Below are 24572 nucleotides of genomic sequence, written 5' to 3' on the forward strand. Positions count from 1 at the left end.
GTCGGCGGTGAGGCGGTTCATCTCCTCAGGTCCGACCAGGCGGCCCTCGGCTTCCAGCCCGCGCTCGAGCAGCCGGCGCGCGCCGGCGCCGATCATGTTGCGGGCGGTGGCCAGCGGCAGCGGCGCTAGGCCTTCGCGTTCCAGCACGTGATTGAGGGCGCTGATCAGGTCCGGTGCGGTATCGACGAGCGTGCCGTCGAGATCGAAGACGATGGTGCGAGCATATCCCATCCCTGATCCGCTAGCGGCCGGGCCGCTCCCGCGCAAGGGGTGGGTGGCGGATTTTTGTCGGGTTTCAGGCGCGTCAAGCGCTATCCGCCGTGACAAAAGATCGCTAGATATGCGCCCGATTTTCGCGCCGGACATCACGGGGGCAGGGTTTCGCAGGTGGATATCGACGGCTTGAAACGACAGGCGGCGGCGCGCGCGCTCGACCACGTGCGCGATGGCATGAAGCTCGGGCTCGGCACCGGGTCGACCGCCAAGCATTTCGTCGAGCTGCTGGGCGAGAAAGTGCGCGGCGGATGGAAGGTTGTCGGCGTGCCGACCTCCGAGGCCACGCGAGCGCAGGCGGAACGCGCAGGCGTGCCGCTGACCACGCTGGACGAAATCGACCGGCTCGACCTCACCATCGACGGCGCCGACGAGATCAATCCACAGCTCGACCTGATCAAGGGCGGGGGCGGTGCGCTCCTGCGCGAGAAGATTGTGGCGGCCGCCTCAGATCGCATGATCGTGATCGCCGATGACAGCAAATGGGTCGGTTGTCTCGGCGCCTTTCCGCTGCCGATCGAAGTGATTCCCTTCGGGCTCGCCGCCACCCAGCGCGCGATGGGAGATGCCTTCGCAAGGAGTGGCGTTTCCGGCCAGATGGTGTTGCGCAAGACCGCCGATGGCCACGTTTTCGTCACCGATGGCGGCCACTGGATTGTCGATGTCCGCCTGGGCGAGATCCAGGATGCGCCGCGTCTGGCGGGCCTTTTGAGCGCAATACCGGGAGTGGTCGAGCACGGGCTGTTCATTGGTCTGGCCAAGACGGCGATCCTGGCTGGCGCGCAAGGAATTCGCGTTATCGAGCGGCCCTAGTGCAACTTGTACCTGCACTGGGGCCGCAATCTCACAGGAGACGAGGAATGAAGAGCGTTTTCGGAATCTTGCCGGCGGCCGGCTTTGTCCTGGCGATGGCCTTGACGGGCCCGGTCGCTGCGCAGCAGCAGGGCCAGCCCCCGGCGCTCAAGCCGGCTTCGCCCGCCTGCATGGCGTCGGCGCGCGAGATTCTGTCGATGAAGAATGCGGCCGCCATGTATGCGAACGCGGTTCCCGGCATCGTGCAGCAGGCCAAGCAAACCCTGATCTCGGCCAATCTGAACTACCAGAAGGACCTCGACGAGGTCGCGGTCGTGGTGGCGCAGACCTTCGCCGGCAAGGAAAAGGAGATCGGCGAGCAGATGGCGCAGATCTACTGCAATGAGTTTTCCGACCAGGAGCTGAAGGATCTCGTCACCTTCTACAAGTCGCCGCTCGGCCAGAAGCTGCTCAACGCCGAACCCAAGGCGATCCAGCTCAGCATGATGGCGATGAACCAGTGGGCGTCGAACTTCGCCGACACCGTCACCAACCAGTTCCGCGCGGAGATGCGCAAGCGCGGCAAGCAGATCTAAAGTCCCGCGCGAGCGGGGCGAGGACGAAGGGGTCGAGGACATGGATGATTTCGACGTCGACCTCTTCGTGATCGGCGGTGGTTCGGGCGGCGTGCGCGCCGCCCGCATCGCGGCGGGCCATGGCGCCCGGGTGATGGTCGCCGAAGAATATCGCATGGGCGGCACCTGCGTGATCCGCGGCTGTGTGCCGAAGAAGCTATTGGTGATCGGCTCCCATGTCCGCCAGGAGCTGGCTGATGCCGCCGGCTTCGGCTGGAAGATTCCGGAAGCCACCTTCGACTGGAAGACGCTGATCGCCAACAAGGACAAGGAGATCGCGCGTCTCGAGGCGGCCTACACCGCCAATGTCGAGAAATCAGGCGCACGCATCGTCAAGACCCGCGCGGTGCTGGAAGATGCACATACCTTGCGCCTGATGACCGGCGAGAAGGTCCGCGCCAAAACCATCCTGGTCGCGACCGGCGGCGCGCCCAATCATGGCGCCGAGATTCCGGGCATCGAGCACGTCATCTCCTCCAACGAGGCGTTTCATCTCGACGAGCTGCCGCGTCGGATCGTCATCCAGGGCGGCGGTTATATCGCGCTGGAATTCGCCTGCATCTTCGCCAATTTCGGCTCCGACGTCACCGTGATCTATCGCGGCGACAACATCCTGCGCGGCTTCGACGAGGATGTGCGCAAGCACGTGCGCGCCGAGATGGAGAAGGAAGGCATCACCATCCTGACCGGCTGCACGGTCAACAAGGTCGACAAGCACGGCAAGGACTACACCACGCATCTGTCGAACGGATCGAGCATCGCCTCCGACAAGGTGATGTTCGCGATCGGCCGCCATCCGAATGTTGCCAATCTCGGTCTCGAGAAGGCCGGCGTTGCGATCAACCCGGAGAATGGCGGCATCGCGGTCGATCATTTTTCGCGGAGCACGGTGCCGAACATCTACGCGATCGGCGACGTCACCCACCGCTTCAACCTGACCCCGGTCGCGATCCGCGAGGGCCATGCCTTTGCCGACACCGTGTTCGGCAACAAGCCGGTGCAGGTCGACCACGAGAACATTCCGACCGCGGTGTTCTGCCAGCCCGAGGTCGGCACCGTCGGCCTGACGGAGACGCAGGCGCGCGAACGCTTCGAGCGCGTCGACATCTACAAGACTTCGTTCCGACCGATCAAGGCGACGCTATCCGGCCGCGACACCCGCGTGCTGATGAAGCTGGTGGTCGACGGCACAACCGACCGCGTGCTCGGCTGCCACATCGTCGGCGATACCGCCGCCGAGATCACGCAGGCGCTCGCGATCGCGGTGAAGATGCGGGCGACCAAGGCCGATTTCGATGCCACCATCGCGCTGCACCCGACCGCCGCCGAAGAGCTGGTGACGATGCGCACCGTCACCGAGCGGCATGTGAGACAGGCGGCGGAGTAGGCCTCCCTGCAGGAGGGCATCAGCGGCCGCTGAGCTCTCGTTTGCGTCCATCATGGCGAGGAGCGTGAGCTCCGAAGCAATCCAGATTGTATCTGAAGAGAGATTCTGGATTGCTTCCGCCTTCGCCCGCCGGGCTTCGGCGGACAAGTCGCTTCGTTCGCAATGACGGTGTGACGCAGAGGTCGCCAGGCAACTAGAGGCTCAGCGCTTAGCTTTCGAGGTGTTCAGTTTCACCGCGGCGCGGATGAGTGCCTTGAGGGCCTTCTCGTTGATCGCCTCGCCTTCGCGAATATCGATCGCGCGTCTGACGTTGCCGTCGAGGCTGGAATTGAACAGGCCTGACGGGTCGTCCAGCGCGGCACCTTTGGCGAAGGTCATTTTCACCACGGCCTTGTAGGTCTCGCCGGTGCAGATGATCCCGCCATGCGACCACACGGGGACGCCGCGCCATTTCCACTCTTCGATCACCTCGGGATCGGCTTCTTTGATCAGCGCGCGGAGGCGGGCGAGCATCTCGCCCCGCCAGTCGCCGAGCTCTGTGATCCGCGCCTCGATCAGCTGAGAGGGCGTGGCGCCGTCTGTATCATCTACAGCGCCGCGCTTGGTCTTGCTTGCGACCTTGGCCGATGACTTGACCGATGACTTGGCCATGCTGCCCGCCATTACTGTCCTCCATCAACCCATGCGGCCCGCGCAGTACGCCATCGCGCGACATACGGTAGTGCGAACAGATACAGGCCGGTGGCCAGCAGCAGGATGAGCGGCACCAATGCCAGCATGCCCACCCAGATCGCCGGCTCGCTTCGAGTCATCGCGAGAATATTGAGAATGACGGCCAGCGTGAAGGCGATCGACAGCCAGCGATGCACCTGTCTGAGCCAGTTGCTCCAGTTCAATGATATCTCCTGTTCCTTTGCAATGAGGTGAGGACCTGATCGGCGCGGCCGACCTCAATCGGGACGCGCCACGACCTGCTCCAGATTGTCGAAGAACTTCGCCCAACCGTAACGGGCGCCCTGATAGGCCTGCTGCTGATCGGTGCGGAAGCCGGCCTGCTCCATGCGTAGGTGAGTGCCCGTCGGCGTCGGCGTCAGTGTCCAGGTGACGACGCTTTCGAGGCCAAGGGCGGCCCAGCTGTAGGACAGGGTCTTGTTCGGCTCGATTTCCATGACCTGACAATCGACGGAGCCCCAGTCGCCGCGCAGGGTGAAGCGGTGGTCGGTCACGGGCTGGAAATCGTTCTTCATCAGCCATTCCGCGATCAGATGCGGCTGGGTCAGCGCGCGCCAGATCTTTTCCGGCGGGTGCTGAAAATCCCGTTCGACGATGACGGAGCGCGTTTCGGAAACGGTATCGGTCATTGGTCCATCCTCTTGAGCAGATCTTCGAGATCGTCGAACCGGCTCTCCCAGAAGCCGGCCATTTGTTGGGTCCAGTCGATCAGCGGCGTCAGTGCCCGGAGCTGAGCGCTGTAATGCGTCTGGCGGCCTTCGTGGCGGTCGCGTACCAGCCCGGCCAGCTTCAGGACCCCAAGGTGCTTCGAAACCGCCGGCTGTGAGACGCCGGCCCAGGCCGTGAGCGCGCCGACCGTCTGCTCGCCGTTGCGGCACAGCCGCTCAAAGATGGCGCGCCGGGTCGGATCAGCCAACGTCCGGAACAGCAGATCGGGGGCGTTCGACATTTCGATCGATAACTCGTTGGTTATGGATTGACGTATAACCGAGCAGTTATGGGATGGTCAAGGCACAGCCGCGATCTCCGATCAGGTTGGAACTCAAAGGCCGGGGCTGCGCTTGATCCGTCCGCGGGCAGAGGGCTAACGGGAGAATCCGGCCATGGCGCATGGCGCGTCGCCTGCGACCTATCCGCCGCTGAACACCTTGAAGCCGATCGCCGACAACGTCTGGATCGTCGACGGCCCGACCATCCGCTTCGGACTTCCCGGATTGAAGTTTCCGTTTCCAACGCGGATGACGGTGATTCGTCTCCTCTCCGGCGGCTTGTTCGTTCATTCACCGACGCAACTCACGCCGGAACTGCGCGCGGAGATCGAACGCGAAGGCGCGGTGCGCTTCCTCGTCGGCCCCAACCGCCTCCATTACTGGTGGATCACCGACTGGCATGCGGCGTTTCCCGACGCGCTGGTCTATCTGGCGCCGCGCATCCGCGAGCAGGCGGAGAGACAGAACCTGCGCAAGATGAGCTTTGCGAGCCTGCCGCTGCATCATGCCGACGGTTATCCGTGGGACGACGAGATCGCCACGCTGCCGGTGGTCGGCAGCTACATGACCGAGGTGGAGTTCTTCCACCTCGCGTCCCGCACGCTGATCCTGACCGACCTGATCGAGAATTTCGAGCCGGGCAAGATCAGCGCCGGCTGGCTGCGCTATCTGACCTGGATCGGCGGCGTGAAGCCGCCCCATGGGGGCCTGCCGCGCGATCTCCGGCTGACCTTCACATGGCAGCATCGCGCCCAACTCCGGGCTGCGGTCGAGACCATGATCGCGTGGGCTCCCGAGCGGATCGTCATCGCGCATGGCAAATGGCACGAGAGCAATGGCACCGCGGTGTTGCGCCGCGCATTTGCTTGGCTACTGAAGTGAGGTTGACGCAACTTCGCGCAGCGAGACCGAAGCCAATTTCTGCATCACGACAGAAGCCAGAGCTGCGATCGTGCGAGAAGAGCCGATGATCAGCATTGCCGCCTCGCTCACGCGGACGAGCTCTGGCTGATCATCCCGACATGCGGGATGCCATCCTCATCGAAGGGATGGCCGGACCGAACGAAACCGAATGAGGCATAGAATTGTTCGAGATGAGCTTGCGCGTCGATGCGGACGGGCCGATCGGGATAACGCCGCTCGGTTTCCGCAAGCGCGAGACCGACCAGCGTGCGGCCGTAGCCGAGGCCACGCGCGTGCCGGGCCACCGCTATGCGGCCAATCGACGGCATGTCGAACCTGCTTCCGGGAGGCAGGATCCGCGCGACGGCGACGAGGCCACCGTCCTGATCCCAGCCGAGCCCGTGGATCGCCGCCTCGTCGAGACCGTCGGCGTCAAGATAGGCGCATAGCTGCTCCACCACGAACACCTGCTGCCGCAGCATCAAGACGCGGTAGATCTCTGCGGCGGAGAGTGCTGCGAAATCCTGCCAGGTGACGGTCAGGGCCATGCTTCGATGCTCACATCCTTCGCGCACCGCATTCGCAGCGGCATCGGAGATAGACGTTGTCGGGATCGCCGCCCCATTGATCCCAGGCAGCGAGCGCTTGTTCGATCTCGGCCGCCGTCGCCAGCCCGCGCGCAATCAGCCCGTCGCGCAGGCCGAGCAGACTTTTCCTGGCGTCGGCAACGGCATCGCGCCGCGCCTGCGCATCATAGTCTAGCCCAAGGCCTGTAACCACGGCCAAGCGCAGGGTGATCGTGTTGACGACGAGCGCGCGTCCACGCAGACTGGCAGAACGCGGCGGCGCTTTTCGAACTCACAGGCATAGACCCGCCATGGGCGGGCAGGCGGATTTCGATACCGGCGTGCTCGGTCACATCCTGCGGCACCTTCAGACTGGCAGCGAAATAGACGGCGCACCCACCACGGCCACGCGGGAGTTGGGAGGCGATCCGTACTGCGATGGCTGCGCTGCTCCCACACAAGATAGGAGCAACGGCCCGCAGCCTTCGTTGAATCCCCTCAGCAATGATGGAGAAATGTCATGGACATCAAGCGCAGCGGCTCGCGACCATCAGGAGTGGGGCCGGCCGAATATTTCACGGGTCAGGTCCGCATTGATCCCTTGTTTCAGCCGCCGGAGCCGGCGCGGGTGCGCGGTGCGCTCGTCACCTTTGAACCGGGTGCGCGCACCGCCTGGCACACCCATCCGCTTGGTCAGATCTTGATCGTGACGTCCGGTCTCGGCTGGGCCCAGCGCGAGGGCGGCCCGATCGAGGAGATCCATCCAGGCGATATCGTCTGGTTCGAGCCGGGCGAGAAGCATTGGCACGGAGCCACCGCCACCGCCCGCATGAGCCACATCGCCATCCAGGAAGCCTTGCACGGCAGCCCGGTCGATTGGGGCGAACACGTCAGCGACGCGCAATATCACGCGCGCGCTTGAAGATGGAGAACGGCAGAGAGGACTTTGGGAAGCCGCGCAACACAGGCGGTGTCACTCCGGCTCACGCTACGCGCGCCCCGGAATGACAAGCGGACGGCGATCGGCGCCTCACGCCTCCAGCAACCAATCCGCAGTTCCGCGCCAGAGCGTGTCGCGGTGCTCGCGGCGGAAGAAGCCGGAATGGCCGATCTTCTGCGCGCCGACATCGGCCGGCGTCACGCTGAGGATCTCCGGCGTGATCGAGGGGTAGCCGGCGCAGAGCAGTTCGACCGCGGGCCGTGTCGCCCAGGGGTCATCCGTAAGGCACAGGGCGCGCAAATCGCCCTTGTAGTTGGCGAAGTTCGGCAAGCCCTGCAGCGAGGCGTCATCGAACAGATAGCGCGGGCTCATCAGCCATTTCACCCACTGCAGGAACACGCCCTTGGGCAGGTCTTCACCGATTCCGGCCCAGCCCGGCGCATAGCCAAGCGCGTGGGTGAGGGGAACGCCGACGCCATTGAGCATCGCGTAGACGCGATAGCCTTCCCATCCCGTCATCAGCTTCCAATAGCCGACCTGCGCCGCAACGAAGAGCGCGCGCGACACCTCTGTGTTGTTGGCCAGGAGCCCCAGCGCCTGGCCGCCGAAGGAATGACCGACATAGCGTAGCGGCATCGCATCGTAGCGTTCGCGCATCCAGTTGACCGCGGCGGTGATGTCGAGGTTCGCCCAATCGGCCATCGAGGCCTTGAACCCTTTGAGCGGTTGCGCCCGTCCGGCGCCGGTCGTCCGGCTGCCGCCGATGCCGCGGTAATCGTAGGTCAGAACCGCGCTGCCTTGTTCGGCGAGGTAGCTGGCAAAGCCGCGATAGATCTTGCGCGGCATGGCCGTGGCGGAATTGATCAGCACGGCATGGCGCGCCGGACCGCGGGGCAGGAACAGGGTGGCGGCAAGCGGGAAGCCATCGGCCGCCGGGATCGTAATATCCTCGGCAAACACGTCGTCCAGCACGGTCTGCGTCACGTCCGTCCTCGGTTCTTGTTGTGCTTGAGCTAAGTGGAATTCGGCTTCCGTGGCAAGGCTTTGAGCCAGTCGCTTAAATCCAAGTGGCGGTTCGGGGGCGGGCTGTGTATAAGGCGGCCTCCGCAAGTGCTGGAAAACTTGCGGTTTTTGCTTGAGGGAGTGGAAAGCGATGTCCGAGCGGTGGACCCCCGACAGCTGGCGTTCCAAGCCGGTCCAGCAGATGCCTGCCTATCCCAACGAAAAGGCGCTGGCCGAGGTCGAGGCGCAGCTCGCGACCTTTCCGCCTCTGGTGTTCGCCGGCGAGGCCCGCAACCTGAAGAAGGCGTTGGCGCGGGTCGCCGCGGGTGAAGCTTTCCTGCTGCAGGGCGGCGATTGCGCCGAGAGCTTTGCCGAGCACGGTGCCAACAATATCCGCGACTTCTTCCGCGTGCTGCTGCAGATGGCCGTCGTGCTCACCTATGCCGGCGCGGTGCCGGTGGTGAAGGTCGGGCGCATCGCCGGCCAGTTCGCCAAGCCGCGCTCCTCGCCGACCGAGAAGGTCGACGGGGTCGAGCTGCCGAGCTATCGCGGCGACATCGTCAACGACATCGCCTTCACGCCGGAAGCGCGCACGCCCGATCCGCAGCGCCAGCTTGACGCCTACCGGCAGTCGGCCGCGACCTTGAACCTGCTGCGCGCCTTCGCGACCGGCGGCTTCGCCAATCTCGCCAGCGTGCATCAATGGATGCTGGGCTTCGTGAAGGATTCACCGCAGTCCCGCCGCTACAAGGAGCTCGCCGACCGCATCTCCGATGCGCTCAACTTCATGCGCGCCTGCGGCCTCGATCTGGAGAGCCACCCCGAGCTGCGCGCCACTGATTTCTACACCAGCCATGAGGCGCTGCTGCTCGGCTACGAGCAGGCCTTCACCCGGGTCGATTCCACCACCGGCGACTGGTACGCGACCTCGGGCCATTTCATCTGGATCGGCGACCGCACCCGCCAGCTCGATCATGCCCATCTCGAATATTTCCGCGGCATCAAGAACCCGATCGGGCTGAAATGCGGGCCGTCCCTGAAACCCGACGAGCTGCTGAAGCTGATCGACGTGCTCAATCCGGACAATGAGCCGGGGCGGCTGACCCTGATCAACCGCTTCGGCGCCGACAAGGTCGGCGATCATCTGCCGGGGCTGATCCGCGCCGTGCAGCGCGAGGGCCGCAAGGTGGTGTGGTCATGCGATCCGATGCATGGCAACACCATCACCTCGACATCAGGCTACAAGACCCGGCCGTTCGACCGCATCGTGTCCGAGGTGCGCGCCTTCTTCGCGATTCATGCCGCGGAGGGCACCCATGCCGGCGGCATTCATCTGGAGATGACCGGCAAGGACGTCACCGAATGCATCGGCGGGGCGCGGGCGATCACCGACGAGGATCTCAATGATCGTTATCACACGGTCTGTGATCCGCGCCTGAACGCCGAGCAGTCGATCGACATGGCGTTCCTGATCGCCGAATTGTTGAAGCAGCAGCGCGGCGGCAAGACCGCGCCGATGCCGGCAGCCGCGGGACTGTAGGGTGCTGCGACTTTGGCGCGCGACGCTCAACTCGCGCAGTGGGTTGATATTCGCCTTCCGCTCCGAGCAGGCGGTGCGCGAGGAGGGGGTGGCGTTCCTGCTGGCGCTGCCGCTGGCTTATCTGATCGGCGCCACGCCGATGCGCTCGGTCGAGCTGGTCTGCGTGGTGGTGCTGGTGCTGGTGGTCGAACTCTTGAATACCGCGATCGAGAAGCTCGCCGACCGGTTGACCACCGACCACGACCTGCAGATCGGCCGGGTGAAGGACCTCGGCTCGGCCGCGGTCGGCGTGTCATTGCTGATGTCGGGGGCATTCTGGCTGTTCGCGCTCGCCGAGCGCCTCGGCATTCTCTGACTTGGGTTGCGGGATGAGCGCAGCGGCCGACACCTTCAAGATCACGCTGGCGCAGCTCAATCCGACCGTCGGCGATGTCGCTGGAAATGCCGCGAAAGCACGCGCGGCGCGCGCGACAGCCGCCGCCGACGGCAGTGATTTGGTGGTGCTGCCGGAGCTGTTCATCGTCGGCTACCCGCCGGAGGATCTGGTGGCAAAGCCGGCGTTCCAGGCCGCCTGCCGCGCCGCGGTCGAGAACCTGGCGCGCGAGACCGCGGATGGCGGGCCCGCGGTGCTGATCGGCACGCCCTGGGTCGAGGATCACAAGCTCTACAACGCCTGTGCGCTGCTCGATGGCGGGCGGATTGCCGCGCTGCGCTTCAAGGCGAACCTGCCGAACTATGGCGTGTTCGACGAAGTCAGGCTGTTCGCGCGCGGGCCTGCGGCCGGTCCCGTCAGCGTGCGCGGTGTGCGCATCGGTGTGCCGATCTGCGAGGACATCTGGCTGGAGGAGTCCGAGGACTACGAGAACGTGGTCGAGACCCTGGCCGAGACCGGGGCCGAGATCATCGTGGTGCCAAACGGCTCGCCTTACGCGCGGGACAAGAATGATCTTCGCCTATCAGTCGCAGTCGCGCGCGTCACCGAGAGCAGCCTGCCGCTGGTCTATCTGAACCAGGTCGGTGGCCAGGACGAGCTGGTGTTCGACGGCGCGTCCTTCGTGCTGAACGCAGACCTGTCGGTCGCGGCGCAGCTGCCGGGTTTTGCCGAGAGCGTCACGACGCTGACCTGGACGAGGGACGGCGATACGTGGCGCTGCGCCGGGCCGGTCGCGACATTGCCCGAGGGCGACCAGGCCGACTATGCCGCCTGCGTACTGGGCCTGCGCGACTACGTCACCAAAAACGGCTTTGCCGGTGTGGTGCTAGGATTATCCGGCGGCATCGATTCCGCGCTCTGCGCCGCTGTCGCCGTCGATGCGCTCGGCGCCGACAGGGTGCGCGGCGTGATGCTGCCTTATCGGTTCACTGCTCAAGCTTCGCTGGACGATGCCGCTAGTCTCGCCGCCAATCTCAGCATTGCCTACGAGGTGCTGCCGATCACTGACGCGGTCACAGGATTTGAAAACATCCTGTCCGGTCCTTTCGCGGGTCTGCCGCCCGACGTCACCGAGGAGAACCTGCAGGCGCGCGCCCGCGGCACGATCCTGATGGCGCTGTCCAACAAGCTCGGTGCGATGCTGGTCACGACCGGCAACAAGTCGGAGATGTCGGTGGGCTACGCCACGCTGTACGGCGACATGAATGGCGGCTTCAACCCGATCAAGGACATCTACAAGACCGAGGTGTTTCGGCTCGCCGCCTTGCGCAACTCCTGGACGCCCGACGGTGCGTTGGGGCCGCCAGGAGCGGTGATTCCAGCCAGCATCATCACGCGGCCGCCAAGCGCTGAGTTGCGCGAGAACCAGACCGACCAGGATTCATTGCCGCCGTATGACGTGCTCGATGGCATCCTGGAGCGGCTGGTGGAAAAAGAGCAGACCCTGGCTGACATCGTGGACGCCGGCTTCGATCGCGACACCGTGCTCCGGATCGATCATCTGCTCACCACGGCTGAATATAAGCGCCGCCAGGCCGCGCCGGGGGTGAAGGTCACGAGCCGAAATTTCGGCCGCGACCGCCGCTATCCCATCACCAACCGCTTCCGTGATACGGCCGAGCCGCTCTCCGCGCCCGATGATTCCCTGGTCTCACGCGGCGGCCGCGCCTCGCTCGACGCGTTCGAGGGCTGAGCGCGATCAGCGCGCCGGGATGAAGGTCGGGCCGACGGTGCGGATTTGCTTGTTGTCCGAGCTCGTCCCCGTCGTGGCGTCAGGTGTCGTGGCGGGCGCGGTGTCGGCTGCGGCCGGGGCGGCGCCCTTCCTGGCGGAGGCGGGAGACGGCTTGCCGGTCTGGCGCTGCTGCATCCGCTTCGCGCTTTCTTCGGTGACGATGATGTCGCCCTGCTGCTGGGCCTCGGCTTTGTCGTCGATCGACTTCAACGCGTCTGCCCAGGTCTGCCCGGGAGCCTTGCAGGAGCAGGTGGGATTGAACTCGGTGCGATATTTGAAAGCGTTCGGCAGCGCGCTGTATGGCTGGCCGTTGATCGACACCGCCTGGTTCATGTCCTCGCCGGGATTGCGATAGGTGAACAGCGTGGCGTCAGCGGCCGGGCACTGCGCCTTGCAGGCGCGCTCATCGTCGGCAAAGCGCCCGGGAACGGTGGCAAACGAGATCGGGAAATAGGCGCCGTCGCAAGAGCGCACGCAGACCGTGCGGTAGGTGCCGGTGGGCGCCGCGAGGTCCGCGCTCGGCGGCGGCAGGGAGGCGGCGGGATTGGCGTTGACGTCACCTCCGCCGCCGAACAGGTTGGTCAGGAAGTTGCCCGGGCCGTTGCTGCTGCGCGCGGCGTTGGCATATTGCTGGTACTGCGGGCCGCAATTGTTCTGGCCGAGCGCCACCAGCACCGAGCGGCGCTGATTGTCGCGATCCGAGCCGCCACCGAAGCCACCGCCGCGCAGCCGCTCAAGGCTGGAGGTGATCTGGTCGAGATTGCTTCGCATCTGCTGGATCTGGGTGTTGACCGGGCTGCATTCGGCCGAGCGGCCGTTGAACAGCGAGAAGAAGCCGGAGCTGTCGCAGCCCATCCGCTTCGCCTGCATGGTGACGCGCTCAAGCTCCGCCTGCTGCTTGGCGGCGGCATCCTGATAGCGGCGGATCTGCTCTTCCTTGGCCGGATCGCCTCCGCCGCCACGATCGATCGAGGCGAGCTGTGCTTCGAGCCGTGGGCACATCGGGTTCACCGCCGGTTGCGCAGCCGGCTGACCCGGATTCATCTGGGCGTAGGGCTCGGTCGCGGACTGGGCCAAGGCACTGGAGCCCGTCAAGGCGCTGGAGCCAGTCATGGCCAATCCAAGCAGCGCGGAACAGGCGAGCAGGCGCGGGGAGTTGGAAGCGATCAAGATGCGGTATTCCGGTCTATGGGTGCCGCGCATTAGCACAGATTTCGGAAAATTCGCGGCAAGGCCGGCTTCCCATAGCCGCTTTGTTCGGCAGCGTCACGCCGTTTCCGGGGCGCAGCCGTGGCGGGAACCGCCAGTTCCCTAAAGCTCAGCGCTGGCAGGTGATCGCAACATACTCGCCGCAAGCCCCGTGGACGCAGTTTGCGGCCGCTTTTGGCACCGATCCGGTGATTTCGTCGGGGTCGACCCGGCGATAGGCGGAGGCCTGAGCAAAATCCCGTGATTGGCAATAGGAACGGGCCGCAGAGGCGCCGCATTTGTCGCCCTTGGCCAGGCACTGGTCGACGCCATAGCCGTCGGCCTCGTTGGCGATGATGAAGATGCGGCTTTCTGCGCGGGCAGCGGTTGCGGCAACAACGAGGACACAGGCGAGCACGGCCGAGGAGAATCGCATGGTGCACCGAACGTTGAGAGGATGTCCGCAACGGTAAGTCAAAGCGGTTAATAATGATTAACCACACGGTTGGGGCGCGAGCGTTTGGGCGGCGAAGGTGGCCGATTTGCGGCTCTTGACGGAAACCTTGGCGTGCCCCATGGTGAATTTCATGAACGGTCTCCTCGCCATCTGCTGCATTTGCCGCGAGATTACGAGCTAGCGATTCGCTGGCTGAGGCCGTCTATTCTCGACAGAGATGATCAGGACGCCCGGCCGGCAGGTCGGGTTTTTCGTATTTGCGCCGTGATCAGTTGTATCGGACCGGGCGCATGGCGGGGATAGGGTCGCATATCGCCGGTCAACCATTGCTGCAGCAGTCGCGCGGCAGACCAGGGCGAAGGCTTTAGGGGACGGGTCGATGGAATTGCGTCTGTACGATACGTTTTCGCGGGAGAAGCGCAGCTTCGCGCCGCTCGATCGCAACAATGTCCGCATGTATGTCTGCGGACCGACGGTCTACGACTTCGCCCATATCGGCAATGCGCGGCCGGTCATCGTGTTCGACGTGCTGTTCCGCCTGCTGCGCCATCTCTATGGCGCGGACCATGTCACCTACGTCCGTAACATCACGGATGTCGACGACAAGATCAACGATCGCGCCGCGCGCGACTATCCGGGCCTGCCGCTGAACGAGGCGATCCGGAAGGTCACGGAACTCACCGAGCGGCAATTCCATGACGACGTCGATGCGCTCGGCTGCCTGCGGCCGACAATCGAGCCGCGCGCGACCGAACATATCGCTGAGATGCGCGCCATCATCGAGAAGCTGGTGGCCGGCGGCTTTGCCTATGTCGCCGAAAACCACGTGCTGTTCTCGCCGGCGGCGATGAATGCGGCGAACGCGGTGCTGCCGCGCTATGGCGCGCTCGCCAACCGCTCGCTGGACGAGATGATCGCGGGCGCCCGCGTCGATGTCGCGCCCTACAAGCGCGAGCCGACTGACTTCGTGCTGTGGAAGCCGTCCAAGCCGGGCGAGCCGTCCTGGCCGTCACCGGCCGGCATCCAAGTCCAGGGCCGTCCCGGCTGGCACATCGAGTGCTCGGCGATGTCGTGGAAGCACCTCGGCGAGACCTTCGACATCCATGGCGGCGGGATCGATCTGGTGTTTCCGCATCATGAGAACGAGCTCGCGCAGAGCTGCTGCGCCTTCCATGCGCCGCGCATGGCCAATGTCTGGATGCACAACGGCTTCCTGCAGGTCGAGGGTGAGAAGATGTCGAAGAGCCTCGGCAACTTCGTCACCATCCGGGACGTGCTGGCAGATTGGCCGGGCGAGGTCGTGCGCCTCAATATGCTGAAGACGCATTATCGCTCGCCGATCGATTGGACGCTGAAGGGCCTGGAGGAGAGCGCGAAGGCGCTCGACGACTGGTATCGCGCCGCAGGCGATGTCCGCGACGGACGCCCCGCAGATGCGGTGATCGAATCCCTGTGCGACGACCTCAACACGCCGCAGATGATTGCGACGCTCCACGGATTACGGAGCCAGGCTGCATCGGGTCACGAGGAGGATCGCGCGACGCTCGCAGGCTCGCTGCGATTGCTCGGATTTCTGTCCGAGAGCGCGGCGCAATGGGACACGCGCAAGCAGCAGGCGAGTGGGGTCGACGCGGCTCAGGTCGACGGCCTGATCGCAGCGCGCGCCGCCGCCCGCGCGCGCAAGGATTTCAAGGAGTCCGATCGCATCCGCGACGAGTTGGTTGCGATGGGCGTGGTGCTGAAGGACGGCAAGGGGCCGGACGGCAAGCCGGTCACGACCTGGGAGATCGCGCGATGAGCCGACCCGACACGCCTTTTCCGCGGCATTGGCTGTACTACATCGTGCTGAAGCTGGTGCTGATCGCAGGCGCCGTGGCGCTGGTGACGAAACTCTACGGCATGTGGTGACGACATGGGACAAGCTCTACCAAGACCTGCGCTGCGGCCGTTCCTCGCCACTGACACGCCGATGCTTGCCGCCATCTTCGCCGCCAGCATCCAGGAATTGACCGGCGACGACTACAGCGAGGAGCAGCAGGAGGCCTGGGCCTCCGTGGCTGACGACGAAGCAGCCTTCGGCAAGAAGCTGGCGTCGGAGCTGACATTGATCGCGACGGTGCAGGGCTCGCCGGTCGGCTTCGCCGCGCTGAAGGGCAACGACAAGATTGACATGCTCTATGTCCATCCGAGCGTGGCGGGGCAGGGCGTCGGTGCACTGCTCTGTGACGCCTTGGAAAAGCTCGCCGGCGGCCGGGGTACGAAGAGTATGTCCGTCGATGCCAGCGACAGCGCGCTCGAATTTTTCAGGAAGCGCGGCTACGTGGCCCAGCAGCGCAACAGCGTGACCATCAATGGCGAGTGGCTCGCCAACACCACAATGAAGAAAGAGCTCGAAGGCTCCGGAGCGCAGGGATGAGCAGAGAGCGGCTGTATCTGTTCGATACGACCTTGCGCGACGGCGCGCAGACCAATGGCGTCGACTTCACCTTGGCCGACAAGCAGGTGATCGCGCGCATGCTGGATGAGCTCGGCATCGACTATGTCGAGGGCGGCTACCCCGGCGCCAACCCGCTCGACACCGAATTCTTTGCCACGAGGCCGAAGCTCGGCCACGCCCGCTTCACCGCCTTCGGCATGACCCGGCGCGCCGGCCGCTCGGTGTCGAACGATCCCGGCGTCGCCGCGCTGCTGGATGCCAAGGCGGACGCGATCTGTTTCGTCGCCAAATCCTCCGCCTATCAGGTCCGGGTCGCGCTCGAGACCACCAACGAGGAAAACCTCGCCTCGATCCGCGACAGCGTGAGCGCAGCCAAGGCGGCAGGGCGCGAGGTGATGCTCGACTGCGAGCACTTCTTCGACGGCTACAAGGAAAATTCGGAGTTTGCGCTCGCCTGCGCCACGACGGCCTATGAGGCCGGCGCGCGCTGGGTGGTGCTGTGCGACACCAATGGCAGCACCATGCCGCATGAGATCGAGACCATCGTCGGCGAGGTGGTGAGACACATTCCTGGCGATCACGTCGGCATCCATGCTCATAACGACACCGAGCAAGCGGTGGCCAATTCGCTGGCTGCGGTCCGCGCCGGCGCGCGCCAGATCCAGGGCACGCTGAACGGGCTCGGCGAACGCTGCGGCAATGCCAATCTCTGCTCGCTGATCCCGACCTTGAAGCTGAAGGCCGACTTTGCGCAAGCGTTCGAGATCGGCGTGTCCGACCAGCAGCTCGCCGGCCTGATGAAGGTGTCGCGCACGCTGGACGACATGCTCAACCGCGCGCCGAACCGGCATGCGGCTTATGTCGGCGAGAGCGCCTTCGTGACCAAGACCGGCATCCATGCGTCCGCCGTGCTGAAGGACCCGCAGACCTATGAGCACGTCGCGCCGGAGTCCGTCGGCAATCGCCGCAAGGTGCTGGTCTCCGATCAGGCCGGCCGCTCCAACGTGATCGCAGCGCTGGAGCGCGCCGGCATTCCGTTCGCGAAGAGCGATCCCAAGCTGACGCGGCTGGTCGAGGAGCTGAAGGAGCGCGAGGCCGCCGGCTATGCCTACGAGTCCGCCAACGCCTCGTTTGATCTCTTGGCGCGCCGCACGCTCGGCAGCGTGCCGGAATATTTCCGGGTCGAGCAGTTCGATGTCAATGTCGAGCAGCGCTACAACGCGCTCGGCGAGCGCGTCACGGTGGCGCTGGCGGTGGTCAAGGTCGATGTCGCCGGCGAGCGGCTGATCTCGGCCGCCGAGGGCAACGGTCCGGTGAACGCGCTCGACGTCGCGCTGCGCAAGGATCTCGGCAAGTATCAGGGCTATATCGCCGGATTGAAGCTGATCGACTATCGCGTCCGTATCCTCAATGGCGGCACCGAGGCGGTCACGCGGGTCCTGATCGAGAGCGAGGACGAGACCGGCGAGCGCTGGACCACGGTCGGCGTGTCGCCGAACATCATCGACGCGTCGTTCCAGGCGCTGATGGACTCCGTGTTCTATAAGCTGGTGAAGTCCGGCGCGCCGGGGTGATCATCGTCGCCGTCACAATGATAGAGAAAGGCCACCGCGTCACATAGCTACCGAGGCCAGGAGCGCACGGGTCTCGGCGACGACGCGATCCTGGAATTGCGGGTCTCGCGTCCGCGCGGAGCCCTGCATCGGACGACCGCTGTGGTCGTAATACATGCCGGTCGCGCCCGATCTGTCGCGCAACACCGTGGTGATCACCCGCGCGGCGCGCTTCGGCGTGCTCAGCACCTTGATGAATGGCCGCAATAGCGGCACCAGCACCGGAACGAGGACTATCGACAGCAGGCGCACGAGCGCGGTGGCGTCGCGTCGTCCGAGCGCCGTGCCCGGATTGAATCCTGGCTCGACCACGTTGACGTGCAGCCGTGGCGTTTCACGGGCCAACGCCAGCGCCGCAGCGAGGATGGCTTGCTTCGATGTCGCATAAGCGTCCGCGCCTGGCATTTTCGAGCCGCCCGGCTGCTGCCACTCGCCCCGCGCGCTGGCTTCCGCCGAGATGTAGCGGCCGCCGCGGAAGCCGAAGGTCGTGGCGGGCTTGTGCTCGGGATTCTCGGTGGCCGAGCCGACGAAGACCACATTGGCCCCGTCGGGCAGATGCGGCATCAGCGCCTCGGTCAGCGCGAACGGCCCGAGATGATTGGTCGCGAAGGTCGTGTCCCAGCCGAGCGCATTGGTCGTGGCGCGCATCTGCATCACGCCGGCATTGTTGAGCAGGCCGGCGATCGGATGATGCAGCGCGATGATCTCCTTTGCCGCCCGCGTCACGCTCGCGGGATCCGAGAGGTCGCACACCACCGACACAGCGTGCTGCCCGTTCCTTGCAAAGGCTTTCTGCATGGCGTCGAGCTTGGTGGCGTCACGGCCGACCAGCACGATCGTGCCGTGCCTGGCCAGCTCCAGCGCGGTGGCGCGGCCGATGCCGGAGGTCGGACCGGTAATGATATAGGCTTTGCGATCGGTGTCCGTCATGGCGGCTGCCTAGATATGAATGCCGCCGGCGACTTCGATCCGCTGGCCGTTGACCCAGCCGAACGCGTCGGAGAGCAGGACCGCGATCACCGGCCCGACATCTTCGGGCGTACCGGCGCGGCCGAGTGCGGTGTGCGCGGCGATGGCCTTGTTCACCTCGGGATTGTCGCGAACGATGCCGCCGCTGAAATCGGTGGCGATCGGGCCGGGCGCGACCACGTTGGCGCTGATCCGGCGCGGCCCGAGCTCCACCGCCATGTAGCGGGTCAGCGCTTCCACGGCCGCCTTGATCGGCCCGTAGCCGACGCGGTTGGGCGCTGCGAAGCGGGCCAGGCCCGAGGAGATGTTCACAATGCGGCCGCCATCATTCATGAGCGGCAGCAGTTTTTGCGTCAGGAACAACACGCCCTTGAAATGGACGTGATAGAGCGCGTCCATTTCTGCTTCGGTGATCGCCATCAGGCCGGCACTGGATGATGTCCCGGCGTTGTTGACGAGGTAGTCGAACCGATCGGCGCCCAGGCTGGCAAGCGCGTTCTTCAGATGCGCGATGAAGCCGTCGAACGCGGCGACGTTGCCGGTGTCGAGCTGCAGGGCGATCGCGGGGGCGCCGGCATCTGCGGCAAGCGCCAGCACCTTGTCGGCTGCTGCACGATTGGAGTTGTAGGTGAAGATGGTGCGAACGCCGCGACCGGCGAGGCGAACAACCGTGTCACGGCCGATGCCGCGGCTGCCGCCTGTGACGATTGCGATCTTACTATCTGACATGGCTTGGCTTTCCATCGATTTCGCCTGCTTCGGAGTGAAGCGTGGTCAAGCGATCATGACTGCCGAAAGGCGGCCGACGGAATGCCCGAACTGTGCTGTTTCTTGCCTATTCCTGCTCCGCTCCTTATCTGTGCCTGCGGTTCCGCCTGACAGGAGCGATCGTATTGGACCAATTGGCAGAGGCGCTGCTGCGCTACACCGAGAAGCAGCCCGGCAAGAGTCCCTACATGACTCCGATCCTGGCCATCCTGCGCTCGGACCATCCGAACCCGCCCGCGCACATGATCTCCAGACCGGCGATGTGCATCGTGGCGCAAGGCGCCAAATGGGCGACGTTCGGTGACCAGAAACTCGAATACCGGGCCGGGCAGGCGCTGGTGGTCGGCGTCGAGACGCCATCGATTGGGCGCGTTGTCGAGGCAAGTCCTGGCACGCCCTGCCTCGTCCTGGCCTTCGAGCTGGACCTCGCGATCATCAGGAGCGTGGCGGAGGGATTGGACGCACCGCCTCGGCTGACCGGTGAACCCGGCTGCGGCGTGTTCGTGACCGACTTCCAGGGACCGTTGGCGGATTGCGCGCTGCGCCTGGTCCGCCTGCTCGATACGCCGCAGGCGATCCCGACCCTGTATCCCGTCATCATGCGCGAGATCTGCTACTGGCTGCTGACCGGTCCGCACGGTGGCGATATCGCCAGGCTGACCCTGATCAATAGCCCCTCGCAGCGGGTGATCAGCGCGATGCACAGCCTGCGCAGTCGCTTCAGGGATACCGTTCGGATCGAAGAGCTGGCCGCAGTTGCACAGCTCAGTCCGTCAGCCTTCCATCGGCAGTTCAAGGCGCTGACCTCATTGACGCCGCTGCAATATCAAAAGCAGCTTCGCCTGCTGGAGGCACGCCGGCTGATGGTCTCCCGCGGCGTCAATGTCGAGACGGCCTGTTTCGAGGTCGGCTATGAAAGTCCCTCGCAGTTCAGCCGCGAATATGCCCGCATGTTCGGCGCGCCGCCGAAGCGCGATGTGGCGCGAACGCAGATTCGGATCCAGGACGAGCGCGCGGGGGCGCAGGCGTCCGTATAAGGTAGGTCGCCATAAGGTAGGTCGTCATGACGAGGAGCGTGAGCGACGACGTGTCCGCCATAGCCCACGGGCCTATGGCGGAAGCAATCCAGCATTTTTTATGGGAGTCGGGAGTGCTTCGCTTCGCTCGCAATGACGGTCAGGGAGGGACATCGTGATCGACCACATCTCCGTCGGCGTCGGCGACCTCGATCGCGCCGCGCGCTTCTATGAAGCGACGCTGGCGCCGCTCGGACTTGCGCGCCTTGTCACGCGTCCTGCGACGGTCGGCTTCGGCAAGGCTTATCCGGAATTCTGGATCAATCTCCGCGCCGGCATGCCGCGCGTCGCCGCCGAGAGCGGCGCGCATATCTGCCTGCGCGCCAAGACGACGGCGGAGGTCGACGCGTTTCATGCTGCCGCGCTCGAAGCCGGCGGAAGCTCGGACGGCGCGCCGGGGCTGCGACCGCACGACCGCGTGCGCTATTACGCAGCCTTCATTCTCGATCCCGATGGCAACCGGATCGAGGCCGTCACGTTTCCGTCCGAGTAGGGCAAATCCCTCAGAGCCGCTTGGCGATCTCCGGCTCCATCTGGGTGGCTTCCTTCGCCACGCGCGCGGCCGCCGCCTGCAGGCGCGGCAAAATGTCCTCGACGCGCTCGGCCTTCAAGAGGTCGATGGAAAAGCCCGGACGGATGAACTCGGTCTCGCGCATATGTGCGAGCAGCGCAAACAGCGGTTCCCAGAACCCATCGATATCGGCGAGCAAAATCGGCTTCTGATGGCGGCCGAGCTGCTTCCAGGTCAGCTGCTCCACCAGCTCTTCGAGCGTGCCGACGCCGCCGGGCATTGCCACGAACGCATCCGAGTGCTCGAACATCAGCCGCTTGCGCTCGTGCATGTCGGGGGTGATGATGAGATCCTTGAGCGGCATCATCACTTCCTTCTTGACCAGGAAGTCCGGGATGATCCCGGTGACGTTGCCGCCATGCTCGAGCACGGAGCTGGCAACCGCGCCCATCATGCCAACCGAACCGCCGCCGTAAACCAGCCGGACGTCGTTCTCGGCGAAGATCCGACCGAGCGTTTTTGCGGATTGGATGAAGCTGGGATTGGTGCCCGGGCCGGAGCCGCAGTAGACACAAACGGTGCGGATTTCGCTCATCTTACGGGTTTGGCATCGCAGCATAAAGGCGTCAAGACAGGAGATACGGCAGGTGATTCGCGCTTGCGCAGGCTGAAGCAAAGTCTATCAGCAAACGCAGTCGGCACATGCCGTGCAAATACTGCGCCGCCGCAAGAGATTCGCTCTGGCCGAGGGTGCAGGCGTCGACGAGACGCTCTATATGACGGCAGGAAACACGTTGCATCACAACACCCTACGGCCCCCGCTGTTCCAGGACTCTGATGGCTCCTCCTGACCCGCCCCCGCATACCGGTGCCGCGCCGCCGCCGGCGCGCGCTGCCTTGGAGCCGACTCTGGAGCGAGGCACCCTTGCCGGAACTCTTAGGCATTTGTGGCCTTACATCTGGCCGAGCGATCGGGCCGATCTGAAGCGGCGCGTGGGCTGGTCGGTCGTGCTGTTGCTTGCGGCAAAGCTTGCCACGTTGTCGGTCCCGTTCACCTTCAAGTGGGCGACCGACGCGTTGACCGGCGCTCACACTGCGCCGATTGCGCCCGCGAACTGGATGCTGTGGCTGGTCGCCTCGCCGCTGCTCATGACCGCGAGCTATGGCGCCGTGCGCATCCTGATGGCGGTGCTGACGCAATGGCGTGACGGTATTTTTGCCCGCGTGGCGATGCACGCGGTGCGCAAGCTCGCGACCATCACCTTCGTCCACATGCACGAATTGTCGCTGCGCTTCCATCTGGAGCGCAAGACCGGCGGCCTGACGCGGGTGCTGGAGCGCGGCCGCAACGCCATCGAGACCATCGTCCGGATGGTCATCCTGCAGCTGATCCCGACCATCGTCGAGGTCTCGCTGCTGAGCGCCGTCCTGCTCTGGCAATTCGATTGGCGCTACGTGCTCGCGACCCTGGCGATGGTGGCCGCCTATCTGTACTACACCTATATCGCGACCGAATGGCGCATCGAGATCCGGCGCCGGATGAACGATTCCGATACCGAGGCGAACACCAAGGCCATCGACTCGCTGTTGAACTACGAGACGGTGAAGTATTTCGGCGCCGAGGCCCGCGAGGCCGAGCGCTACGACCGCTCGATGGAGCGCTACGAGCGCGCGAGCGTGAAGACCTACACGTCGCTCGCCGTCCTCAATGCCGGGCAGGCCATCATTTTCACGCTCGGCCTCACCGCCGCGATGCTGATGTGCGCCTATGGCGTGCGCGCGGGACACAACACGGTCGGCGATTTCGTGCTGATCAACAGCATGTTCATCCAGCTGTACCAGCCGCTCAACTTCATGGGCATGGTCTATCGCGAGATCAAGCAGGCGATCATCGACATCGAGATGATGTTCGGGGTGCTGTCGCGCGATCCGGAGGTGAAGGACGTGCCCGGCGCCAAGCCGCTGGTGGTGACATCAGGCCATATCCGGTTCGAAGATGTGCGTTTCTCTTATGAGCCGGAGCGGCCGATCCTGAAAGGCCTGAGCTTCGAGGTGCCGGCCGGCAAGACGGTCGCGATCGTCGGCCCGTCCGGTGCCGGCAAATCGACCATCTCCCGGCTGCTGTTCCGGCTCTATGATCTTTCGGGAGGACGTATCCTGATTGACGGCCAGGATATCCGCCAGGTCACCCAGACCTCGCTGCGGGACAAGATCGGCATGGTGCCGCAGGACACCGTGCTGTTCAACGACACCATTCGCTACAATATCCGCTACGGCAGGTGGGATGCCACCGATGCCGAGGTTGAAGAGGCGGCGCGGCTGGCGCAGATCGACGGCTTCATCCGGATGGCGCCGAAGGGCTATCAGACCCAGGTCGGCGAGCGCGGCCTGAAACTCTCGGGCGGCGAGAAGCAGCGGGTTGCGATTGCGCGCACGGTGCTCAAGGCGCCGCCGATCCTGGTGCTGGACGAGGCCACCTCGGCGCTCGACAGCCATACCGAACACGAGATCCAGGAGGCGCTCGAACGGGTGTCGCGCAATCGGACCTCCCTCGTCATCGCGCATCGGCTTTCGACCATCGTCGCGGCCGACGAGATCATCGTGATCGACCAGGGGCGCATCGCCGAGCGGGGCACCCATGGCGAGCTTCTCGCCCAGGGCGGCCTCTATGCCAGCATGTGGAATCGCCAGCGCGAAGCAGAAGCGGCGCGCGAACGGCTCGCACAAATGGATGACGACAGCGCTGCGCCCGACCTCCGGCCGCCGGCGCTGGATGACCCGGTCGCAACGGCGGCCGAATAATCAGCGGTCTTCCAAATGATTCATTTTGACCTTCTTTGTCTGCATCAATAGGTGCAGACGGAGGACAACAGCCAGCGAAACAGGCCATGTCGATCAGCAATTCCATTCGTGCCCAGATTCCGCCGATCCATCCCGAAGGCTATCCGTTCATCGGTGGCTTCGCGCTGGTCAGTCTGATCCTGTTCTGGATCTGGACGCCGCTCGGCTGGATCGCCACCGCGCTCACCGTCTGGTGCGCGCTGTTCTTCCGCGATCCGATCCGGGTCACGCCGCAGCGCGACGGCCTGGTGGTGTCGCCGGCTGACGGGCGCATCTCGATGATCACGCACGCGCTGCCCCCGGCCGAGCTTGGGCTCGGCGACCAGCCCTTGCCGCGGATCTCGATCTTCATGAGCGTGTTCAACGTGCACGTGAACCGCAGCCCGGTCGCGGGCCGGATCGACCGCATCGCCTACCGCCCCGGCGCCTTCATCAATGCCGAGCTCGACAAGGCGAGCGAGGACAATGAACGCAACTCGCTTCTGATCAGCACCGCGCACGGGCGCATCGGCGTGGTGCAGATCGCGGGGCTGGTGGCGCGCCGGATCGTCTCCTTCGTCCGCGAGGGTCAGACCATCGGGGCCGGCGAGCGCTTCGGCCTGATCCGCTTCGGCTCGCGGCTTGACGTCTATCTGCCCGAAGGCACAACCGCCTTGGTGTCGGAAGGCCAGACCGCAATCGCCGGCGAGACCATCCTGGCCGATTTCAATGAGGTGAACCCCGGGCTCAGCTTCCGGACCGCTTGAACTTATCAGGCATGGGAACGACGCATTAAGAATGAGTTCAAC

Annotated in this window: 28 protein-coding genes; 15 read left to right on the plus strand and 13 right to left on the minus strand. The window is 64.8% G+C overall.

Annotated features, from left to right (window positions below; translation table 11 throughout):
- On the minus strand, window positions 1-231 hold a 231-nt coding region (locus BRAS3843_RS09670), incomplete at its 3' end, for an HAD hydrolase-like protein (RefSeq protein ID WP_035981263.1).
- Window positions 232-387: 156 nt separating this feature from the next.
- On the opposite strand from BRAS3843_RS09670, the gene rpiA reads away from it, so the two are divergent.
- From rpiA to gor, 3 genes are read left to right on the plus strand one after another with little or no spacing between them, the layout of a single operon-like run.
- Window positions 388-1086, plus strand: a complete 699-nt coding sequence (gene rpiA / locus BRAS3843_RS09675) for a ribose-5-phosphate isomerase RpiA (protein ID WP_008968660.1) — start codon at window positions 388-390, stop codon at window positions 1084-1086.
- Between the two features lie 47 nt (window positions 1087-1133).
- On the plus strand, window positions 1134-1661 hold the full coding sequence (locus BRAS3843_RS09680; RefSeq protein ID WP_008968661.1) for a DUF2059 domain-containing protein: 528 nt from the start codon (window positions 1134-1136) through the stop codon (window positions 1659-1661).
- 40 nt (window positions 1662-1701) lie between these two features.
- Window positions 1702-3087, plus strand: a complete 1386-nt coding sequence (gene gor, locus BRAS3843_RS09685) for a glutathione-disulfide reductase (RefSeq protein WP_008968662.1) — start codon at window positions 1702-1704, stop codon at window positions 3085-3087.
- Between the two features lie 201 nt (window positions 3088-3288).
- On the opposite strand, the gene BRAS3843_RS09690 is transcribed toward gor, so the two are convergent.
- Genes BRAS3843_RS09690 through BRAS3843_RS09705 form a run of 4 tightly spaced genes read right to left on the minus strand, consistent with a single transcriptional unit; the run spans window position 3289 to window position 4768 of the window.
- Entirely contained in the window at window positions 3289-3750 is a 462-nt protein-coding gene (locus BRAS3843_RS09690; protein ID WP_008968663.1) for a DUF1801 domain-containing protein, read from the minus strand.
- Window positions 3750-3983, minus strand: coding sequence for a hypothetical protein (locus tag BRAS3843_RS09695; protein ID WP_008968664.1), 234 nt, complete (start codon window positions 3981-3983; stop codon window positions 3750-3752). Before BRAS3843_RS09695 ends, BRAS3843_RS09690 begins: the two co-directional genes overlap by 1 nt.
- Window positions 3984-4037: 54 nt before the next feature.
- Window positions 4038-4448, minus strand: a complete 411-nt coding sequence (locus BRAS3843_RS09700) for an SRPBCC domain-containing protein (RefSeq protein ID WP_008968665.1) — start codon at window positions 4446-4448, stop codon at window positions 4038-4040.
- Entirely contained in the window at window positions 4445-4768 is a 324-nt protein-coding gene (locus BRAS3843_RS09705; protein ID WP_008968666.1) for a metalloregulator ArsR/SmtB family transcription factor, read from the minus strand. The genes BRAS3843_RS09700 and BRAS3843_RS09705 overlap by 4 nt, the downstream gene beginning before the upstream one ends.
- Window positions 4769-4922: 154 nt before the next feature.
- Between BRAS3843_RS09705 and BRAS3843_RS09710 the strand changes: the two genes are divergently transcribed.
- Window positions 4923-5690 carry a DUF4336 domain-containing protein gene (locus tag BRAS3843_RS09710; protein ID WP_008968667.1) on the plus strand — a complete coding sequence of 256 codons (768 nt, stop codon included), beginning with the start codon at window positions 4923-4925 and terminating at the stop codon, window positions 5688-5690.
- A gap of 107 nt (window positions 5691-5797) precedes the next feature.
- Here BRAS3843_RS09710 and BRAS3843_RS09715 read toward each other — a convergent pair whose 3' ends face one another.
- Both BRAS3843_RS09715 and BRAS3843_RS09720 read right to left on the minus strand, forming a co-directional pair.
- Window positions 5798-6259, minus strand: coding sequence for a GNAT family N-acetyltransferase (locus BRAS3843_RS09715; RefSeq protein ID WP_008968668.1), 462 nt, complete (start codon window positions 6257-6259; stop codon window positions 5798-5800).
- Window positions 6260-6269: 10 nt separating this feature from the next.
- On the minus strand, window positions 6270-6497 hold the full coding sequence (locus BRAS3843_RS09720) for a hypothetical protein (RefSeq protein ID WP_008968669.1): 228 nt from the start codon (window positions 6495-6497) through the stop codon (window positions 6270-6272).
- A 300-nt stretch (window positions 6498-6797) separates the two neighbouring features.
- On the opposite strand from BRAS3843_RS09720, the gene BRAS3843_RS09725 reads away from it, so the two are divergent.
- The gene (locus BRAS3843_RS09725) at window positions 6798-7199 is read left to right on the plus strand and encodes a cupin domain-containing protein (protein WP_008968670.1); all 402 of its coding nucleotides are present in this window, start codon (window positions 6798-6800) and stop codon (window positions 7197-7199) included.
- Between the two features lie 108 nt (window positions 7200-7307).
- Here BRAS3843_RS09725 and BRAS3843_RS09730 read toward each other — a convergent pair whose 3' ends face one another.
- Window positions 7308-8201 carry an alpha/beta fold hydrolase gene (locus BRAS3843_RS09730; protein WP_008968671.1) on the minus strand — a complete coding sequence of 298 codons (894 nt, stop codon included), beginning with the start codon at window positions 8199-8201 and terminating at the stop codon, window positions 7308-7310.
- Window positions 8202-8370: 169 nt separating this feature from the next.
- Between BRAS3843_RS09730 and BRAS3843_RS09735 the strand changes: the two genes are divergently transcribed.
- The 3 genes from BRAS3843_RS09735 to BRAS3843_RS09745 are packed head-to-tail and all read left to right on the plus strand — an operon-like array spanning window position 8371 to window position 11885.
- Window positions 8371-9759 (plus strand): 3-deoxy-7-phosphoheptulonate synthase class II, encoded by a 1389-nt coding sequence (locus tag BRAS3843_RS09735; RefSeq protein WP_008968672.1) that lies wholly within the window; start codon window positions 8371-8373, stop codon window positions 9757-9759.
- Window position 9760: 1 nt separating this feature from the next.
- Window positions 9761-10114: a diacylglycerol kinase gene (locus BRAS3843_RS09740; RefSeq protein ID WP_008968673.1), complete on the plus strand. Its 354-nt coding sequence runs from the start codon at window positions 9761-9763 to the stop codon at window positions 10112-10114.
- A gap of 13 nt (window positions 10115-10127) precedes the next feature.
- Complete coding sequence (locus tag BRAS3843_RS09745) at window positions 10128-11885, plus strand: NAD+ synthase (protein WP_008968674.1); 1758 nt, start codon at window positions 10128-10130, stop codon at window positions 11883-11885.
- Window positions 11886-11891: 6 nt separating this feature from the next.
- On the opposite strand, the gene BRAS3843_RS09750 is transcribed toward BRAS3843_RS09745, so the two are convergent.
- Both BRAS3843_RS09750 and BRAS3843_RS09755 read right to left on the minus strand, forming a co-directional pair.
- Entirely contained in the window at window positions 11892-13094 is a 1203-nt protein-coding gene (locus tag BRAS3843_RS09750; protein ID WP_008968675.1) for a DUF2865 domain-containing protein, read from the minus strand.
- Between the two features lie 148 nt (window positions 13095-13242).
- Window positions 13243-13548 (minus strand): hypothetical protein, encoded by a 306-nt coding sequence (locus BRAS3843_RS09755; RefSeq protein ID WP_008968676.1) that lies wholly within the window; start codon window positions 13546-13548, stop codon window positions 13243-13245.
- A 400-nt stretch (window positions 13549-13948) separates the two neighbouring features.
- Between BRAS3843_RS09755 and cysS the strand changes: the two genes are divergently transcribed.
- From cysS to cimA, 3 genes are all read left to right on the plus strand, one after another.
- Complete coding sequence (cysS, locus tag BRAS3843_RS09760) at window positions 13949-15367, plus strand: cysteine--tRNA ligase (RefSeq protein ID WP_008968677.1); 1419 nt, start codon at window positions 13949-13951, stop codon at window positions 15365-15367.
- Window positions 15368-15481: 114 nt separating this feature from the next.
- Window positions 15482-15985 carry a GNAT family N-acetyltransferase gene (locus BRAS3843_RS09765; protein WP_008968679.1) on the plus strand — a complete coding sequence of 168 codons (504 nt, stop codon included), beginning with the start codon at window positions 15482-15484 and terminating at the stop codon, window positions 15983-15985.
- Window positions 15982-17580: a citramalate synthase gene (gene cimA, locus BRAS3843_RS09770; protein ID WP_008968680.1), complete on the plus strand. Its 1599-nt coding sequence runs from the start codon at window positions 15982-15984 to the stop codon at window positions 17578-17580. Before BRAS3843_RS09765 ends, cimA begins: the two co-directional genes overlap by 4 nt.
- A gap of 39 nt (window positions 17581-17619) precedes the next feature.
- Here the strand turns inward: cimA and BRAS3843_RS09775 are convergent, their stop codons facing one another.
- Both BRAS3843_RS09775 and BRAS3843_RS09780 read right to left on the minus strand, forming a co-directional pair.
- Complete coding sequence (locus tag BRAS3843_RS09775; RefSeq protein ID WP_008968681.1) at window positions 17620-18549, minus strand: SDR family NAD(P)-dependent oxidoreductase; 930 nt, start codon at window positions 18547-18549, stop codon at window positions 17620-17622.
- 9 nt (window positions 18550-18558) lie between these two features.
- Entirely contained in the window at window positions 18559-19332 is a 774-nt protein-coding gene (locus tag BRAS3843_RS09780) for an SDR family oxidoreductase (RefSeq protein WP_008968682.1), read from the minus strand.
- A 149-nt stretch (window positions 19333-19481) separates the two neighbouring features.
- On the opposite strand from BRAS3843_RS09780, the gene BRAS3843_RS09785 reads away from it, so the two are divergent.
- Together BRAS3843_RS09785 and BRAS3843_RS09790 are read left to right on the plus strand one after the other, a co-directional pair.
- Window positions 19482-20393 (plus strand): AraC family transcriptional regulator, encoded by a 912-nt coding sequence (locus BRAS3843_RS09785; RefSeq protein WP_035981264.1) that lies wholly within the window; start codon window positions 19482-19484, stop codon window positions 20391-20393.
- 154 nt (window positions 20394-20547) lie between these two features.
- Window positions 20548-20925, plus strand: a complete 378-nt coding sequence (locus BRAS3843_RS09790; RefSeq protein ID WP_008968684.1) for a VOC family protein — start codon at window positions 20548-20550, stop codon at window positions 20923-20925.
- Between the two features lie 10 nt (window positions 20926-20935).
- Here the strand turns inward: BRAS3843_RS09790 and BRAS3843_RS09795 are convergent, their stop codons facing one another.
- Entirely contained in the window at window positions 20936-21538 is a 603-nt protein-coding gene (locus BRAS3843_RS09795) for a TIGR00730 family Rossman fold protein (RefSeq protein ID WP_008968685.1), read from the minus strand.
- Window positions 21539-21780: 242 nt separating this feature from the next.
- Here BRAS3843_RS09795 and BRAS3843_RS09800 point away from each other — a divergent pair, with 242 nt between their 5' ends.
- Entirely contained in the window at window positions 21781-23745 is a 1965-nt protein-coding gene (locus BRAS3843_RS09800) for an ABC transporter ATP-binding protein/permease (RefSeq protein WP_008968687.1), read from the plus strand.
- Window positions 23746-23831: 86 nt separating this feature from the next.
- On the plus strand, window positions 23832-24530 hold the full coding sequence (locus BRAS3843_RS09805; protein WP_008968688.1) for a phosphatidylserine decarboxylase: 699 nt from the start codon (window positions 23832-23834) through the stop codon (window positions 24528-24530).
- The last annotated feature ends 42 nt before the right edge of the window (window positions 24531-24572 follow it).

Source organism: Bradyrhizobium sp. STM 3843 (assembly GCF_000239815.1).
Classification (GTDB): Bacteria; Pseudomonadota; Alphaproteobacteria; order Rhizobiales; family Xanthobacteraceae; genus Bradyrhizobium.